The sequence below is a fragment of the Anaerotignum sp. MB30-C6 genome, from assembly GCF_030908465.1.
In the GTDB taxonomy this organism is placed as follows: Bacteria; Bacillota; Clostridia; order Lachnospirales; family Anaerotignaceae; genus Chakrabartyella.
In genome coordinates, this window is the sequence record NZ_CP133078.1 from 58,858 (window position 1) to 74,746 (window position 15,889).

The 15,889-nt window shown below is 40.2% G+C and carries 17 protein-coding genes, 1 tRNA gene and 1 riboswitch; of the genes, 14 read left to right on the forward strand and 4 right to left on the reverse strand.

All coding sequences use genetic code 11. The annotated features are described in order from the left end of the window. Positions 1-28 precede the first annotated feature (28 nt). From RBQ60_RS00260 to RBQ60_RS00280, 5 genes are all read left to right on the forward strand, one after another. Complete coding sequence (locus RBQ60_RS00260; protein ID WP_307884603.1) at positions 29-1,579, forward strand: alanine/glycine:cation symporter family protein; 1,551 nt, start codon at positions 29-31, stop codon at positions 1,577-1,579. 105 nt (positions 1,580-1,684) lie between these two features. After that, a tRNA-Phe gene (locus tag RBQ60_RS00265) sits at positions 1,685-1,757 on the forward strand. A 95-nt stretch (positions 1,758-1,852) separates the two neighbouring features. After that, entirely contained in the window at positions 1,853-2,215 is a 363-nt protein-coding gene (locus tag RBQ60_RS00270) for a NusG domain II-containing protein (RefSeq protein WP_307884604.1), read from the forward strand. Further along, entirely contained in the window at positions 2,212-2,706 is a 495-nt protein-coding gene (locus tag RBQ60_RS00275) for a Gx transporter family protein (RefSeq protein ID WP_307884605.1), read from the forward strand. Before RBQ60_RS00270 ends, RBQ60_RS00275 begins: the two co-directional genes overlap by 4 nt. 226 nt (positions 2,707-2,932) lie before the next feature. Next, complete coding sequence (locus tag RBQ60_RS00280) at positions 2,933-4,438, forward strand: IMP dehydrogenase (protein WP_307884606.1); 1,506 nt, start codon at positions 2,933-2,935, stop codon at positions 4,436-4,438. A 795-nt stretch (positions 4,439-5,233) separates the two neighbouring features. Here the strand turns inward: RBQ60_RS00280 and RBQ60_RS00285 are convergent. Both RBQ60_RS00285 and RBQ60_RS00290 read right to left on the reverse strand, forming a co-directional pair. After that, positions 5,234-5,425 (reverse strand): ferredoxin, encoded by a 192-nt coding sequence (locus RBQ60_RS00285; protein ID WP_307884607.1) that lies wholly within the window; start codon positions 5,423-5,425, stop codon positions 5,234-5,236. A gap of 150 nt (positions 5,426-5,575) precedes the next feature. Continuing rightward, positions 5,576-5,806, reverse strand: coding sequence for a hypothetical protein (locus tag RBQ60_RS00290; protein WP_307884608.1), 231 nt, complete (start codon positions 5,804-5,806; stop codon positions 5,576-5,578). 368 nt (positions 5,807-6,174) lie between these two features. On the opposite strand from RBQ60_RS00290, the gene RBQ60_RS00295 reads away from it, so the two are divergent. Further along, positions 6,175-8,769 (forward strand): cation-translocating P-type ATPase, encoded by a 2,595-nt coding sequence (locus RBQ60_RS00295; RefSeq protein WP_307884609.1) that lies wholly within the window; start codon positions 6,175-6,177, stop codon positions 8,767-8,769. 341 nt (positions 8,770-9,110) lie between these two features. On the opposite strand, the gene RBQ60_RS00300 is transcribed toward RBQ60_RS00295, so the two are convergent. After that, positions 9,111-11,252 carry a Tex family protein gene (locus RBQ60_RS00300; protein ID WP_307884610.1) on the reverse strand — a complete coding sequence of 714 codons (2,142 nt, stop codon included), beginning with the start codon at positions 11,250-11,252 and terminating at the stop codon, positions 9,111-9,113. A 92-nt stretch (positions 11,253-11,344) separates the two neighbouring features. Continuing rightward, on the reverse strand, positions 11,345-12,385 hold the full coding sequence (locus RBQ60_RS00305; RefSeq protein WP_307884611.1) for an MBL fold metallo-hydrolase: 1,041 nt from the start codon (positions 12,383-12,385) through the stop codon (positions 11,345-11,347). 169 nt (positions 12,386-12,554) lie between these two features. Here RBQ60_RS00305 and RBQ60_RS00310 point away from each other — a divergent pair, with 169 nt between their 5' ends. The 8 genes from RBQ60_RS00310 (at position 12,555) to RBQ60_RS00345 (ending at position 15,353) form a co-directional block, all read left to right on the forward strand. Further along, the gene (locus RBQ60_RS00310) at positions 12,555-12,755 is read left to right on the forward strand and encodes a helix-turn-helix transcriptional regulator (RefSeq protein WP_307884612.1); all 201 of its coding nucleotides are present in this window, start codon (positions 12,555-12,557) and stop codon (positions 12,753-12,755) included. 17 nt (positions 12,756-12,772) lie between these two features. Continuing rightward, positions 12,773-13,219: a DUF6773 family protein gene (locus RBQ60_RS00315; protein ID WP_307884613.1), complete on the forward strand. Its 447-nt coding sequence runs from the start codon at positions 12,773-12,775 to the stop codon at positions 13,217-13,219. Between the two features lie 18 nt (positions 13,220-13,237). Beyond that, on the forward strand, positions 13,238-13,363 hold the full coding sequence (locus RBQ60_RS00320) for a hypothetical protein (RefSeq protein WP_307884614.1): 126 nt from the start codon (positions 13,238-13,240) through the stop codon (positions 13,361-13,363). 17 nt (positions 13,364-13,380) lie between these two features. Beyond that, a complete protein-coding gene (locus tag RBQ60_RS00325; protein WP_307884615.1) occupies positions 13,381-13,818 on the forward strand; it encodes a DUF6773 family protein in 438 nt (145 codons plus the stop codon). Between the two features lie 159 nt (positions 13,819-13,977). Further along, entirely contained in the window at positions 13,978-14,265 is a 288-nt protein-coding gene (gene rpsF, locus RBQ60_RS00330) for a 30S ribosomal protein S6 (protein WP_307884616.1), read from the forward strand. A 16-nt stretch (positions 14,266-14,281) separates the two neighbouring features. After that, positions 14,282-14,713: a single-stranded DNA-binding protein gene (locus RBQ60_RS00335; protein WP_307884617.1), complete on the forward strand. Its 432-nt coding sequence runs from the start codon at positions 14,282-14,284 to the stop codon at positions 14,711-14,713. Between the two features lie 27 nt (positions 14,714-14,740). Continuing rightward, positions 14,741-14,974 carry a 30S ribosomal protein S18 gene (gene rpsR / locus RBQ60_RS00340; protein ID WP_307884618.1) on the forward strand — a complete coding sequence of 78 codons (234 nt, stop codon included), beginning with the start codon at positions 14,741-14,743 and terminating at the stop codon, positions 14,972-14,974. A 208-nt stretch (positions 14,975-15,182) separates the two neighbouring features. Then, entirely contained in the window at positions 15,183-15,353 is a 171-nt protein-coding gene (locus RBQ60_RS00345) for a hypothetical protein (protein ID WP_307884619.1), read from the forward strand. Between the two features lie 334 nt (positions 15,354-15,687). Beyond that, positions 15,688-15,804: riboswitch (FMN riboswitch) on the forward strand. Positions 15,805-15,889: the final 85 nt, after the last annotated feature.

Genomic DNA, 15,889 nt, shown 5'->3' on the forward strand with positions numbered 1-15,889 from the left:
ATCAAAAACCTAGCTGGGAGGGGTTCCTTTGAAAGAAATATTTGATGCAATAAACGGGGTGTTTCAATTTGTTGTTCCCATAGCCGATTTTCTATGGGATTTTCCTACAAACTTTGAGTGGTATTCCTCCATTCCAGTTTTAGGAAGCCTAAGTTTTGCCGTTGTTTTATTAATAGGCTCGGGAATTTTCTTTACAATAAAGACTGGCTTTATTCAAGTAACGCACTTCAAAGAAGGTCTTCGTATTTTAACGAAACAAAGAGTGGCGGCAACTGGTATTTCCCCTTTGGCAGCGTTTTTTCTAAGCTCTGCCATGCGGGTTGGACCCGGAAATATTTTAGGGGTTACGGGTGCCATTTCAGTAGGTGGCCCCGGTGCTTTATTTTGGATGTGGGTAAGTGCGTTTTTTGGCATGGCCACAGCTTATATGGAGGCTACTCTGGCTCAAATTTTTAAAGAGAAAAAAGGCGATGAATTCGTTGGTGGTCTTCCATTTTACGGAAAGAAAGTCATGGGAAACCGAGGGTGGGTTGGTGTAGCTTTATCTGCCATCTTTATCCTTTATGCCATGTTCTGCTTGCCAGCCCAAGCGTTTAATGTATTTTCATCCGTTGGTTCCATAGCTGAGGTGATTACAGGAAACACCTATGATAGAACGTCTATGTTATATTATATCATTGCCATTGTTCTGATTGCAGGCACAACCGTGTGTGCCTTTGGTGGTATTCGTAAAATAACAAAGGTTACAGACAAAACAGTGCCAATTATGGCTGTAATTTATTGTTTGACCGTGGTGGTTATTGCACTGTTAAATATTAAAACCATTCCGTTCTTCTTTGGTGCAGTATTTAAGGGAGCCTTTACACCAGAAGCGATTTTTGGTGGTTTCTTTGGTACGGCGTTGGTACAGGGAGTAAAACGTGGTTTGATGTCCAACGAGGCGGGGCAAGGTACCATTACCATGTCGGCGGCGGCTTCCAATGCGGAACATCCTTGTGAACAGGGATGCGTGCAGGCTTTGGGTGTATTTTTGGACACCATCATAATCTGCACCCTTTCAGGGTTTATTGTTGTTATGGCACAACTTTGGAACGACCCTGGAGCTTGGGAAACCCTTCATGGTCAAAAGCTTCCTCTGTACTTAGCCTCCATTACTTCCTTAACACCAGGAACAGGGGCGGATAGTATGATTACTCTGTTAATCAGCTTGTGTTATGGTTTATTTGCCTATACTTGTGTTGTTGGGTTTATCATATTCGCAGAAATTGCAGCAAATCGTATTAGTAGGAAAAAAAGTTTCATTAATTTTATTCGTGTCTTAGGAGCCTTGGTATTTATTCCCTTTGGTGCTCTTTCTGTGTTAGCGGGGCTGGAGCTGGATAATTTATGGTATATTTCAGACTTAGGAAATATTATCATTGTTTATTGCAACTTACCCATTATGTTTGTTGGTGCGAAATATGCATTTCGGGCAACAAAGCATTATAAAACAAAAAAAGGGGAACCATTTACCTCGGAGGTGGTGGGAATTACCTGCGAATATTGGGATGAAAGGGCGAAAAGTTTAGACAACCAGTAGAAGGATTTAGCGGGTGGGCTTAGCCTGCCCGCAAAAAAATACAAAATATAGGTTGACATTCTATTTTTTTTTGGATATACTAGTATGCATCGGTAAGAAAGATACGCCCAGATAGCTCAGTCGGTAGAGCAGAGGACTGAAAATCCTCGTGTCGCTGGTTCGATTCCGGCTCTGGGCATTTGTTAGATTATTTTTATAAATCCTACTACAAAAAAAAGGAAGCTCAGGCTTCCTTTTTTTCCTATGTATTGGGAAGAAAGGTGGAAGAAGGGCGTGAAAAAAGCAGATAAAATTCTAATTTTGATCCTTCTTATTGCAGCAGTAGGTCTTGGGGCTTTTTTCTTTTTTTCTACGGAAAAAGGTGGGTTTGCAAGGGTTAGCGTTGACGGAGAAGTGAAGGTTGAGTTGCCTTTATCAGAGGATAGGGTGTTTACAGTTGAAACGGCGCAGGGGTATAATAAAATAAAAATAGAACAAGGTTATGTTACTGTCTATGATGCAGATTGCCGAGATCAAATTTGTGTGGAGCATAAACGTATTCATTTGACAGGGGAATCCATTGTTTGCTTGCCCCATAAGCTAGTGGTAGAGATTGTGGGAGAAAAAGAAACCGAGTTTGATATGGTGGTGGGATGATGCAGAGCAAAAGAATTGCATACTATGGTTTATTTGCATCTTTGGCAATTCTTATGGGCTATGTTGAAATGCTGATTCCTATGCCTCTATTGGTTCCGGGGATGAAATTAGGCCTTGCCAATGTAATCATTGTAATTGTTCTATATTTTATGGATGCAAAGGCTGCATTTTTTATCTCTGTTGTGCGTGTGGTTCTTTCGGGACTCATGTTTGCTGGCTTTGCCGGATTATTATATAGCTTAGCTGGGGCGATTTTGAGCTTTTCTATTATGGTTTTCATGAAGAAAACAAGTATGTTTAGCATTATCGGGGTGAGCGTTGCCGGTGGCGTTTTTCACAATGTAGGGCAGATTATAGTAGCCACTTTGGTTGTTGAAAACTTAAAACTGATGTATTATCTACCGTTTTTAATATTTTTTGGTGTTGCAACAGGGACAATGATTGGCGTCGTTGCTAAAATGTCCTTGGGATATTTGAAAAGACGCCTTTGATAAGGAAGAATGTATTCTGGGGGAGGACAGAGGTTGGCTTTTCGCAAAGGATTTTGTCAGAATACCATAGAAAAACCGACGAAATCAACAAAATCTTAAAAAATATAAACTCCCCCTTGTATAGGGGGATTTTTAGTGCTAAAATCTTATGAAAATAATAATGATTACAAAAGTTGGAGCGTACAAATCATACGCTCCCTATTTTTCATCAGGAGGAGAGAAAAAAATGGCGCAATACTTTACAGAACCATCCAGAACCTTTAGCGAATTTCTACTTGTACCAGGTTATTCTTCTAAGGAATGTACAGTTGAAAATGTGAGTTTGAAAACACCCGTTGTGAAGTTCAAAAAAGGTGAGAAACCAGCTTTACAGATGAATATACCGTTAACATCTGCAGTTATGCAGGCGGTTTCTGACGATAAAATGGCGGTGGCTCTGGCGAGAGAAGGCGGTATTTCCTTTATTTTCGGATCTCAGAGTGTAGAAAGTCAGGCGGCAATGGTTGCCCGTGCAAAGGCATATAAAGCAGGCTTTGTTATAAGCGATTCCAATATCAGCCCAGAAGACACTTTGCAGGATATTTTAAATTTAAAACATCGAACAGGCCATTCCACCGTAGCTGTAACCACGGACGGTACAGCCCAGGGAAAATTGGTGGGCTTGGTAACAAGTAGGGATTACAGAATCAGCCGTATGGAAAGAGGTACAAAGGTTAGTGAGTTTATGACTCCTTTGAATCACCTGATTACTGCCCCTGCAGGTACAAGCTTAAAGGAAGCAAACAACATCATTTGGGATAATAAGATTAACCAGCTTCCCATTGTGGATAATGAAGGTAGACTTCAGTATTTAGTTTTCCGTAAGGATTATGATAGCCATAAAGAAAATGCCTACGAGCTTTTAGATGGAGATAAGAGATATGTGGTTGGCGCTGGTATTAACACCAGAGACTATATGGTTAGAATTCCCGCTTTGGTTGAAGCGGGTGTAGACATTCTTTGCATCGACTCCTCCGAGGGCTATTCCGAATGGCAGAAGGATACTTTGGATTGGGTACGCAAAAACTATGGCGATAGCGTAAAAATCGGCGCTGGTAACGTGGTAGACAAAGAAGGTTTCCGTTATTTAGCTGACTGTGGTGCGGACTTTGTAAAAATAGGTATCGGTGGCGGCTCCATCTGTATTACCAGAGAGCAAAAAGGGATCGGCCGTGGACAGGCGTCTGCAATCATTGAAGTTGCAGAAGCTAGAGATGAATATTTCAAAGAAACAGGTGTTTATATTCCTCTTTGCTCCGACGGTGGTATTGTTTATGACTATCACATGACTTTGGCATTGGCTATGGGTGCAGATTTTATTATGTTAGGTAGATATTTTGCTCGTTTTGACGAAAGCCCTACAAATAAAGTAAACATCAACGGTAGCTATATGAAAGAGTATTGGGGTGAAGGTTCTGCCCGTGCAAGAAACTGGCAGAGATATGATATGGGCGGTGACTCTAAGCTTTCCTTCGAAGAAGGCGTAGACTCTTACGTGCCATATGCAGGCAGCTTGCGTGACAACGTGGGTCTTTCCTTGAAGAAAGTAAAATCTACCATGTGCAACTGCGGTGTTCTGTCTATTCCTGAGTTGCAGCAAAATGCGAAGATGACTGTAATTTCTACAACAAGCTTGGTAGAAGGCGGTGCTCACGACGTATTGCTTAAGGATAACAGCTTGAACTATAAATAATCATATAAAAGAAATGAGAGAAGTGACATTTGTGTTTACAAGTGTCACTTTTTTGTTTTTGGATAGAGTTTAGAATTAAAAAAATCACGATTGCTGTATAAACTCATGTGTTTATTGGACTTTAATCTAAAGTATATAATATCAAGTTGATAAAGTTTGTGCCTATGTTTTGGGAATGCACGTTGCTTTATGTCTGAAACTTTATGTAATGCTACTATTGTTATGTATATTACAAAATGTTATGATGAGAAAAAAATATAAAATGATGGGGGATTCATGTCCTATTACTTTTACTCTGAAAGTTTTCGAGCATCGCTACCATGTTCCAACGAAAAAAAGCTTTTATAGGGCTATGAGTGGAGTACCTGTGGTAGGGGTAAGCAGTGAAACCTATGCAACTATATGTTTCTTTTTACAGCCGGATTTTTCATATTATTTGCAGTTTATTACATAAAAGGGCACTAAGATAATTTCAATCTTGCAAAAAAGCGAAAGGGGTTCTTGGAATTTATGAAAAAGCTTTTATTTATTCTTGCAACCAGTCTGAATATGTTGACATTATCGTTAATCATCATGTTCTCCTATATGAGATATCATGTGGCTCATCTTTCTGGAAGCTATCCTACTTATATGAAGAGCTATTGGCCTTATCAATTAATATTTTTGCTGGTCGTGTCATATTTTATCGAATTATATGTTATTTATAAAAAATAGTAGATATATTAGTTTCTCAAAAGAAAAGGGAGGCGTCCATATAGAAGGCCTCCTTTACAATTTCTATGCAGTTTGAATGAGTTAATGCCCTGTTGTTTCAATGGCAACGGCAGGACAGTTTGTTTTTGACTCAATCACCATTGCTTCTGTGCTAGGTGGAACATTTTCGGGGATTGCTTTCGCCAAGCCGTTATCATCCATGGAAAATACTTCGCCACAAAGGCTGACACAAAGACCGCAGCCAATGCATTTTTCGTTTACGAATGCTTGCATATCATCTCTCCTTTTAAAACAGTTTGTAATATTGTCCCACTTTCCCAAAAAGATATACAGATTATTCACAAAAAAAAGATGCCTCAGCATCTTTTTAAAATACAAATGAACTTTCTTTGCCCATCATAAGCACAGCATCTATCTACGCAATTACCATTCTTTCCCCATCATAAGTGCAACATCCATCCACTCAGTAACCATTCTATAGGCTTCTTCTTCGTCTTTCAAGCGGTGTAATGTTTCCTCGTCACTATCAAAGGAAAGTAACAATGCGCCATAAATATTGTAAAAATCAATTTGCCAATCGGTTTTATCTTTATATAGTGTCAGGTGATAAACCATTTCGTCGATGCCTGTGATCGTAAACTTTTCATGGATCATACCAATCCCTCCTTTTTTTGGTTATATGGAATCAGTATATCAAAAAAAGAACAAGATGAAAAGAGGAAAATGTTAAAAAATATACAAGATTATATCAACTCATACTGGGAATAATAAAAAATGAAGATTTTTTCGGTTGTTGGAATATTTTGTGTTGATTTTTCTTCGTTGGTATGTTAGAATTCTTACAAATAAGAGGGAGTAGCTTACGCATTTTGCGTCGCCAGCGTTCGTCATCTCGGTGTAACAGCCCGGACGTTGCCCATAAGATACGTGGTATCTTTAGGAAGCAAGACTTTTATTGTACCGAAAAATCAGGAAGGGTGCAATGGAGGTCTTTTTTTGTTTGCACTGAAAGGAGAATAAAAATGGATAAACTATGGATGAGGAAAAAGGATGAGCTGTTCCAAGAGTTTGGAACCTCAATGCGTGGGCTCTCGGGGGAAGAGGCTGAGCAACGGATTGAAAAGTATGGTGAAAACAAACTAAAAGAGGGAAAACGAAAAGGTGTAATTCAGGTTTTCTTCGAGCAGTTTGCAGACCTTTTAGTTGTTATATTAATTGCGGCGGCTGTAATTTCTGCCCTTACTGGTGGCATCGAAGGAACGATTGTTATCATTACTGTGTTAATTTTAAATGCAATTTTGGGAACGGTGCAGCACTTTAAAGCAGAGAAGTCTTTGGAAAGTTTAAAAGCCATGTCTGCCCCTAACGCAAGGGTCATCAGAAATGGGGAAAAAGTAGAAGTTCCAGCGGCAAGATTGGTACCTGGCGATATTTTGCTTTTAGAAGCAGGGGACGTTTCGGCGGCAGACGGCCGTATTTTAGAAAACCATTCCTTACAGGTGAGTGAAAGTGCGTTGACAGGCGAATCGGAAAACGTAAACAAGATTGCGGAAATCATTGAAAAAGATGAGTTGCCCTTGGGCGACCGTTTGAATATGGTTTATAGTGGCTCCTTGATTTCCTATGGCCGTGCCGTTGTGTTGGTAACGGGTACAGGGATGAATACGGAAATTGGTAAGATTGCCAACTTAATGGAATCTGCACAAGAGAAATCCACACCCTTGCAAAGAAGCTTGGATGACTTCTCAAAGAAATTATCTTTTATTATATTAGGTATTTGTGCTATTGTGTTTGGCTTAGGGGTATGGCGTGGTCAGCCCATGGCAGATGCTCTGATGTTTGCTGTGGCTTTGGCGGTAGCTGCAATTCCCGAGGCATTAAGTTCTATTGTAACCATTGGTTTGGCCATTGGTACCCAAAAAATGGCCAAGGAAAATGCCATTATCAAAAACCTTCGTGCCGTGGAAAGCTTGGGTTGTGTTTCTGTTATCTGTTCCGATAAAACAGGTACGTTAACACAAAATAAAATGACAGTGCAAAAAACTTTTACTCTTGAAGGAACCACAGATACGGATGATGTGGATTGTAATAGAACCCCTTATAGAGAGCTGATTGTGACAGGTGTACTTTGTAATGACGGTGCAATTAACGGAGAGACCCAGATTGGTGACCCTACGGAAACAGCGTTACTAACCTTCTGTCGAAAGGCTGGGGGTAATGAAGGGGATATTAGAAACACCTACCCCCGTATGAGTGAATTGCCCTTTGATTCCGACCGTAAGTTAATGTCAACCTTGCATCAAATTGAAGAAAAGTATTTGATGATGACAAAGGGTGCCCCTGATGTTTTATTGGCAAGATGTAAAAATGTTGTGGAAAATGGAACAACAAGGGAGATGACCCAAAAGGATTTAGATGGGATTTTGGCTCAAAATCAGGCATTCTCATCACAAGGCCTGCGTGTATTAGCCTTTGCAAAAAAAGAGATTGATGCAAAACGTTTGCTTACCTTGGAGGATGAAAATGAATTAACCTTTATTGGTTTGATTGCTATGATGGATCCCCCTCGTTTGGAATCCGCCCCTGCCGTTGGAGATTGTCGCAGAGCGGGTATCCGTCCTGTCATGATTACAGGAGATCATAAGGTAACGGCTTCTGCTATTGCAAAAGAAATTGGTATTTTGCAAGAAGGGGATAGAGCCATGGAAGGCTCAGAACTGGAGCATATCAGTGACGATGAATTGCGTGGTATGGTAAAAGATATCTCTGTTTATGCACGAGTGTCACCTGAGCATAAAATCCGTATCGTTCGTGCTTGGCAGGAAAATGGGTGTATTGCCGCTATGACTGGCGATGGTGTAAACGATGCTCCCGCCTTAAAACAGGCGGATATCGGTATTGCCATGGGTATTACGGGTACAGAAGTATCTAAGGATGCTGCGGCTATGATTTTAACGGATGATAACTTTGCTACTATTGTAAAGGCCGTAGGCAACGGTAGAAATGTATATGCAAATATCAAGAACTCCATCCAGTTCTTATTGTCTGGTAACTTAGCAGGGATTATAACAGTGTTATTTACCTCCTTGTTGGCATTGCCATTACCATTTACAGCAGTACAGCTGCTGTTTATCAATCTCTTAACAGATAGCTTACCTGCTTTGGCGGTGAACATGGAAAAACCCACTGGAGATTTATTAAATGACAAGCCAAGAGATCCTAGAGAAAGTATTTTGACCAAAGACTTTATGCGTAGATTGGTGATTCAGGGTGGTATGATCGCCGCTGTAACCATTGTGGCTTTCTATATTGGTATGGGTGTAAGCGATGGCATGGCTTGTACCATGGCCTTTGCTACCCTTTGTATGGCTCGTTTGTTCCATGGATTTAACTGCCGTGGTGCACGTTCCATTTTCCGCCTGCCCAACAACCCTTATAGCTATGGTGCGTTTGCAGTGGGTGCTACCTTCTTAATGGCTGTATTGTTTATTCCTGGCTTACACGGGTTGTTTGATATTAATGATGCTCTGACAGGCACACACATTTTACAGATTGTAGGTTTGGCTTTGGTTCCTACTTTTATCATTCAGGCGGCTCGTGTTGTAAGAGGAAGATAAGGCAAGGGGATATGGTTCAGATTTATAAGAGAATAAGTTCTGGGCAAGCAAATTTTTGCTTGCCCTTTTTTTATAGAAAGATTCAAAACCTCTTAAGTCAATTTAATTCTTAAACCTTGTAGGAGAGCACTTTTATCATGATTCAATGGGAAATTTGAAACCCCATAGGTTCACCTTAATTTTTTTGAGAGTAAGAAAAAAGTACGAGACTATAAAAGTCCCGTACTAAATCCTATGACTACATTATTTTTTTCCATGTTTTATGAAGAAAAATGAATTTTGATGAAAATCCGAAAAGAAAGACTTTCGAATGGATGCATGAAACCTTAAAAAGATGTCACTTAATCTACATTTCTCATGGTTAATGAAATTCTCTTTTTCTCCATATCCACTGAAAGGACTTTTACTTTTACTGTATCCCCCAACTTCACTTCTTCCAGAGGGTGCTTAATAAACCGATTGCAAATTTGGGAAATATGCACCAAACCGTCTTGATGTACACCAATATCCACAAATACGCCAAAATCAATGACATTTCGCACGGTTCCCATTAATATCATACCCTCTTGTAAATCCTCCATAGAAAGGACGTCACTGCGTAAGATAGGTGCTGGGGCATCTTCACGGGGGTCACGGCCGGGCTTTTCCAGTTCACTGATGATGTCTTGTAGCGTAGGAACGCCAATACCCAGAGTTTCCGCCATTTTTTCAGGGGAAGCTATTTTTTTGGCCAAGCCTGATACCTGTTTATTTGCCACATCTTCAAGGCTAAAGCCGCAAGCAGAAAGTAAGCTTTCTGCCGCTTGATAGCTTTCAGGATGCACCCCTGTATGGTCTAATGCCATGGTGCTTTCGGGAATTCGTAAGAAACCAGCACATTGCAAAAATGCCTTAGGCCCTAGTTTTGGAACCTTCAATAGATCTTTGCGTGTTTTAAATTTTCCGTTTTCTTCACGATACAGCAAAATATTTTTTGCAACGGTATTATTAATCCCTGCAACGTAAGAAAGGAGGGAGGGGCTTGCAGTATTTAGATCCACGCCTACGCTGTTTACGCAGTCTTCCACCACACCGCCCAACGCTTCCCCAAGACGCTTCTGGTTCATATCGTGCTGATACTGTCCCACGCCAATGGATTTTGGATCGATTTTTACCAATTCTGCCAAAGGGTCTTGTATTCTTCTGCCGATGGAAACGGCACTACGCAAGGATACATCATATTGAGGGAATTCTTCAGCCCCCAATTTTGAAGCGGAATAAACGGAAGCACCTGCTTCGTTGGTAATGAGATACTGTACTTTTCTGTCTATGTTTTTGAGCATCTGGGCAACAAATTGCTCTGACTCTCTGGAGGCTGTGCCGTTTCCAATGGAAATCAGCTCAACGCCATAGGTTTCCATAAGTTTCGTTAAAATCTTTTCTGCCTCTTCCTTTTTATTCTGGGGAGGAGTGGGGTAAACCACGGCAGTTTCAAGGGGTTTTCCCGTTTCGTCGATGACAGCAATTTTGCAGCCTGTACGGAACGCAGGGTCCAAAGCCAATACCACTTTTCCAGCAATGGGAGGCTGTAATAAAAGCTGCTTTAAGTTCTCACGAAATACGCCCAATGCGGATTCTTCGGATTTTTCTGTAAAGTCGTTACGAAGTTCTCTCTCTAAGGAGGGGGTAATTAAGCGTTTGTAGCTATCTTCAATCACTTCTTGTAAAATCTCTTTTGTATGGCTATCTTTCTTAATGATATAACGACTCATTTTTTCAAAAAGCTTTTCGTCTTCCCCTTGAATTTTCACGGAAAGGAAGCCTTCTTTTTCGCCACGGTTTATGGCAAGAATACGGTGTCCAGCAATGGTTTTTAAGGTTTCTGTGTAGTCATAATACATTTCGTATACAGAAGGCTCGTCCTTCGCCTTTTGTGATACCAAAAGGCCGTATTTCAGCCAGTCTTCACGTAGCATTTTTCTTAAGTTTGCATCATCAGAAAGTTTCTCCGCTATAATATCTTTTGCCCCTTGGATTGCCTCCTCGACACTGGAAACCCCTTTTTCTTCGTCCACAAAAGCAGCGGAATATTCATCCAATGGCGTCAACAAAACTTGGCCAAAAATCATTTCTGCCAAAGGCTCTAGTCCCTTTTCTTTTGCGATAGAGGCTCTGGTGCGGCGTTTTGGGCGGAATGGGCGATAAATATCGTCAATTTCCGTTTGTGTCATTGCCTCATTCAGCTTTTTCTCTAATTCCTCCGTAAGATTACCTTGCTCGGCAATGGAAGTACGCACTTGTTCTCGTCTTTCTTCCAAATTTCTCAGGGCTGTCAAACGCTCGGCAAGTTGACGAATCACCTGATCGTCAAGGGAGCCTGTCATTTCCTTACGGTAACGGGCAATAAAAGGCACCGTGTTCCCTTCATCTAATAACTTCACCGTATTTTCTATTTGCGAAGCCTTAATATTCAATTCTTCTTGTAATCGTTTCAAAATATCCATTTTTATGCCATCCTTTATATAATAACATTCCGAGACTTTTCATCATTTTGATATATAGTCTCAGAGGTAAAATTAATCCCTTAAAGAGAGAGTTAGTGGTAGATATGCCAAAGGCTGTTTAGTTTTTCTTTGCAGGCTTTGGCAGAATCCGTCAATGTATACATGTAAAATTCATCTTCGGTTTTTGCCACCAAACCCCGCTTGATTAGATAGTCCAAGTGGGACATGGTTTCCCCAACAGCAAACCATCTTTGGGAAAGGGGGAACTCATCCCAAGTTTTGCCACGCATAGACCATTTTAAACAGGAGCCAATTTTTGTGGCGTGGGCATTGGGGAATTCACCTAGGGCGTCGATGGTTTCTTCCAAACGAATCAGGTGGTGATGAATAATTTCTTCAATGCGTACATAAACGTCCATTTCGTTTTTTCTATGGGCAGGTAGAACCGTTTTCATATCAAAAGCCCGTATTTTTACTAAGCTGTCCAGGTAATCACCCAAAGCGTCCTCTATGGATACCCAAGCGGTGATATTAGGTGTAATATCAAACAAAATATGATCCCCAGATAACAAGAGTTTTTCTTCTGGTAGATAAAGGCAAGTTTGGCCTGGTGTGTGTCCTGGAACAAATACGCACTGAAAACCATAAGAGCCTATCTGAATGATGTCTCCATCATGGATAATCTCTGCGTCGAAAAAATAATCGGGTTCAAAGCCACGGGCGGGGTTCTCGTCTTTTAGCCAATCCAACTGTTCCTCCGAAAAGCCCTCTTTTCGGTAAATTCCATCAAAGGTATCCCAGCGGTTTCCGTTTAATATCCAGCCTAAATATTCATGGTCATTCTTGCTCATGTAAATTTTCCCCGGTTTTTGGTGCATTACCCCAGGGGCAAGGCCAGAGTGGTCAGAATGGAGGTGGGTGAGGAACATATTGGTCTTTTCCCAATCCACATTTATTTCCCGTAAGCCATTCATCAAAGCTTCTTTGCACTCAGGGCGATTGAAGCCTGTATCAACAATCAGGCTTTCCCCACCATTTTGTATTACGTAAGAATTTAGGTTTTTTAATGGGTTATTAGGCAGAGGTACATCTATTTTATAAATCGTTGGATTTTCATAAACCTTTGTAATCATCTGTTTTTTCCTTTCGTCCTTAGTTTTTTATCTATTATAAAGGGAATGATGGTTTTACACAAGAAACATTGCAAAATGCAAAATATTTTGGCTTTAATGCAATATATAATTGACATTATGATTAATATGTTGTATAACTAAAGCATGGGAATGAAAAGGGAGTGAAAAGATGAAGAATTTGAGGATGAAAGCTGCCAGGGCGGCCTTAGATCTTTCTCAGGATGAGCTGGCTCAAAAGGTAGGTGTGACGAGGCAAACCATTGGCATGATTGAAGCGGGGAAGTATAACCCCACGTTAAACTTATGTGTTGCCCTTTGTAAGGCTTTGGGGAAAACATTGGATGAACTTTTTTGGGATGAAACGGAATAAAAGGGGGTTTTATTGTGTTGGCTCGAAGAAAATTTGAAGATGAGCGTTTGGAAAATGTAAAAAATAAAATTACAACAGAGTGGTTTATAGTAGTCTATTACTTTGGTTTTATTTCTGTTATTGTTAAAATATTTTTCCTTGATATTGTGGATTTAAATTATCTTATTATGGAACTTTTTTTACTACTGTTAACGCCGTTGTATTGCTATTTTCGTTCAAGGCAACTTGGTGTTGTCTTCCCCGAAGATAAGAGGTGTAAAAAAAGAATTTTTACTACAATAATCTTGATTGCTGTTGCGTGGATTGCTTTGGCGGCATGGATAGGTGGTCGTGATTATGCCATTAGCTGGACAGCAAGCTTGTTATTATATGGCTATATTGCAGTTGCGGTAGGGGGGATCATCATTCCGTTAGAGAAAAAACGAAAGAAGAAGCTAGAAGAACAATGGGGTGAAACGGAATAAAAAGGGGGTTGTATTGTGTTGGCACAAAGAACACTTGAAGATGGTCACTTTGAGAATGGGAAAACAATAACATCAACGGATTGGTATAGGGTATTTTGTTACTTTTGGAGGAAACTGGAAGAGAAGTGGGATGAAGCAGAGTAGTTAAGGAGGTATTTATTATGAAAATCAAAGATGAAAGAGTAGAACAAACTAAAAATAAAATTGGGACAGAATTAATGCAGTTGATGTATCTGTTTATTGTACTTTCCTTTGTGGTAAAAGGATTGTATTTTAAAATGGATCTTTCCCAGTGTCTGACAGAGTATGTAATACTGATTGCGACGCCCATTTATCAAATGGTACGCAGCCACCAATTAGGCGTAGTGTTTTCGACCCACCCCAAGGAGCAGATGACCCTGAAAAAGAATATTATTTCTGCAATCGTAGGTATTGTAGTCTTCTATTTCTTTTGGCTTAGCAGTGGCAAGCAAGTGTCTAAAGAGTTTGCCGTTGGGTATATTACAACGTACCTTTTATTATTTTTCTTGATTCGGATAGCAGTTGTGCGTATGGAGGAACGCAGAAAGGAAAAACTGGAAAAAGAGTATGAAGACTGAGAAAAAGACTAGAAAATCCTGAAAAAAGCAAAAAAAGCCTTGCAGTAGCAGGGCTTTTGTGATATGTTGTTTTAGTGTCGGTCTTTATGCCGACCTGTAAAAAATCCTTGTTCTCCCAAGAAAGGGAGAGCCATAAGTCCAAAAGGAGGTGTAACCCACATGAACAAGTACGAATTAGCTATGGTTTTAAGTCCCGCACTGGACGAAGAAGGCAAAGTAGCAGAAGTAGCGAAGGTTCAGGCTACTTTGGAAAGATTCGGCGCGAAGATCGAAAAAGTTGATGATTGGGGCAAGAGAAAGCTCGCTTACGAAATCAAAAAAGTAAACGAAGGTTTCATCAGCTTCACAACATTCGAGTCTCCCGCTGGTGCTCCCGCAGAAATCGAAGCACGTATGCGTATTATGGAAAGCGTTTTACGTTATCTCATTATCCGCAAAGAGGCGTAAGTAAGGAGGCAATCCTATGAACAAAGTGATTCTTATGGGCCGATTGACGAAAGACCCCGAGGTAAGATACTCTCAGGGAAGTGAACCTTTGGCTGTTGCTAGATACACTTTGGCGGTAAACCGCCGCTTTAAACGCCAAGGCGAGCCCGATGCTGACTTTATCAATTGCGTATCTTTTGGTAAAGCAGGCGAATTCGCGGAAAGATACTTCAAAAAAGGCCAGATGGTTAGCGTTGTCGGTAGAATTCAGGTTCGTTCCTGGGACGACAACGAGGGTAAAAAACGCTGGAGCACAGATGTTGTAGTAGAAGAACAGTACTTTGCAGAAAGCAAAGCATCTTTCGAAAGCCATAAGGCTGATACTCCTGCTGTGCCTAAGCAAACTGCCCAAGACGATGGTTTCTATCCTATTGATGAAAGCATCGAAGATGACGATCTGCCCTTCTAAAATCCAGTAAAGAAGGAGGACTTAGACATGATTCAGAAAAGACGTGGTGGTCGTAGAAAAAAACGCGTTTGCCAGTGTTGTGCTGATAAAGTAACAACAATTGATTATAAAGATGTAAATAAGCTGAGAAGATATGTTTCTGAAAGAGGAAAAATCCTTCCCAGAAGAATTACAGGCAACTGTGCTAAGCACCAGAGAGCACTGACAACTGCTATCAAGACAGCAAGACATGTAGCCCTGATGCCCTATTCTCAGGACTAAGAATATGAAAAAGACGGTTTTTACCGTCTTTTTTTGTTGTTTAAAACTACTTTTCAAATATTAAAACCTCGCCAATGGTGGAGGCTATTTACATAGAAAGAAAAATTGCTTAAAATAAGAAGTAGTCAAGAAATACATATAGAATTATGAAAAATTCGTGGGATTATCAAGAAGATACATTAAAGAAAAAGAAAGGGATGGTACTTTGTTGTACTTATTATCTGCAGGAAGTAAAGGAGCAAGTAAAATTGCAGAAGAACGACCTGAAATTTTACCATGGTTTTTAGGTTTTTTAACGGCTATGTTTTTGTTGAACTTGATGTTAGGTAAAATTAGAAGCAAAAAGCCCAATGATCGAGTAAAAAATGCAAAAAAATAATCTCTTGGAAAGATAACAAAACCCATAAGTTTATTTTTATTGCGGTAATAGGATGGGATGACAAGTCGTGATAAGTTTGCTTTGGAGCGAGCACCATTACAAACTGTTGTGGGTTACTGGTGAAAGAGTAAAAATCGGTCTAATAGGTGGATGGGACTGCTTTTGCTTCACACTTAGGTTTGTGTTAAGTATTTCCAAAGCTTTGGGAAAAAAAGATAGAGGGGAAAAAGATGGAATAAATAGGTTTGCATACCAATAGAAATCGAAAAACCTAGAAAATTGCCGTTGACAATCATTTTACAGGGCGATATAATGAATGTGTAATTAAATAGATGAAATTCTTCAGGGCAGGGTGCAATTCCCGATCGGCGGTAAAGTCCGCGAGCGTTTTTACGCAGGATTTGGTGAGATTCCAAAACCGACAGTATAGTCTGGATGGAAGAAGAATAAAAGTTTGATGTTTTTGCATGAAAAGTTTTTATTTGATTGCGAATAAACCTCAGCCTTTATTTTTTGCTTGTTTAGCCTGAAGATTT

Bases quoted from the DNA above. Each gene is read 5' to 3' on its own strand.
- RBQ60_RS00275 (WP_307884605.1), top strand. From the start codon at position 2,212: ATGATGCAGAGCAAAAGAATTGCATACTATGGTTTATTTGCATCTTTG.
- RBQ60_RS00280 (WP_307884606.1), top strand. From the start codon at position 2,933: ATGGCGCAATACTTTACAGAACCATCCAGAACCTTTAGCGAATTTCTA.
- RBQ60_RS00285 (WP_307884607.1), bottom strand. From the start codon at position 5,425: ATGCAAGCATTCGTAAACGAAAAATGCATTGGCTGCGGTCTTTGTGTC.
- RBQ60_RS00290 (WP_307884608.1), bottom strand. From the start codon at position 5,806: ATGATCCATGAAAAGTTTACGATCACAGGCATCGACGAAATGGTTTAT.
- RBQ60_RS00295 (WP_307884609.1), top strand. From the start codon at position 6,175: ATGGATAAACTATGGATGAGGAAAAAGGATGAGCTGTTCCAAGAGTTT.
- RBQ60_RS00300 (WP_307884610.1), bottom strand. From the start codon at position 11,252: ATGGATATTTTGAAACGATTACAAGAAGAATTGAATATTAAGGCTTCG.
- RBQ60_RS00305 (WP_307884611.1), bottom strand. From the start codon at position 12,385: ATGATTACAAAGGTTTATGAAAATCCAACGATTTATAAAATAGATGTA.
- RBQ60_RS00310 (WP_307884612.1), top strand. From the start codon at position 12,555: ATGAAGAATTTGAGGATGAAAGCTGCCAGGGCGGCCTTAGATCTTTCT.
- RBQ60_RS00325 (WP_307884615.1), top strand. From the start codon at position 13,381: ATGAAAATCAAAGATGAAAGAGTAGAACAAACTAAAAATAAAATTGGG.
- rpsF (WP_307884616.1), top strand. From the start codon at position 13,978: ATGAACAAGTACGAATTAGCTATGGTTTTAAGTCCCGCACTGGACGAA.
- RBQ60_RS00335 (WP_307884617.1), top strand. From the start codon at position 14,282: ATGAACAAAGTGATTCTTATGGGCCGATTGACGAAAGACCCCGAGGTA.
- rpsR (WP_307884618.1), top strand. From the start codon at position 14,741: ATGATTCAGAAAAGACGTGGTGGTCGTAGAAAAAAACGCGTTTGCCAG.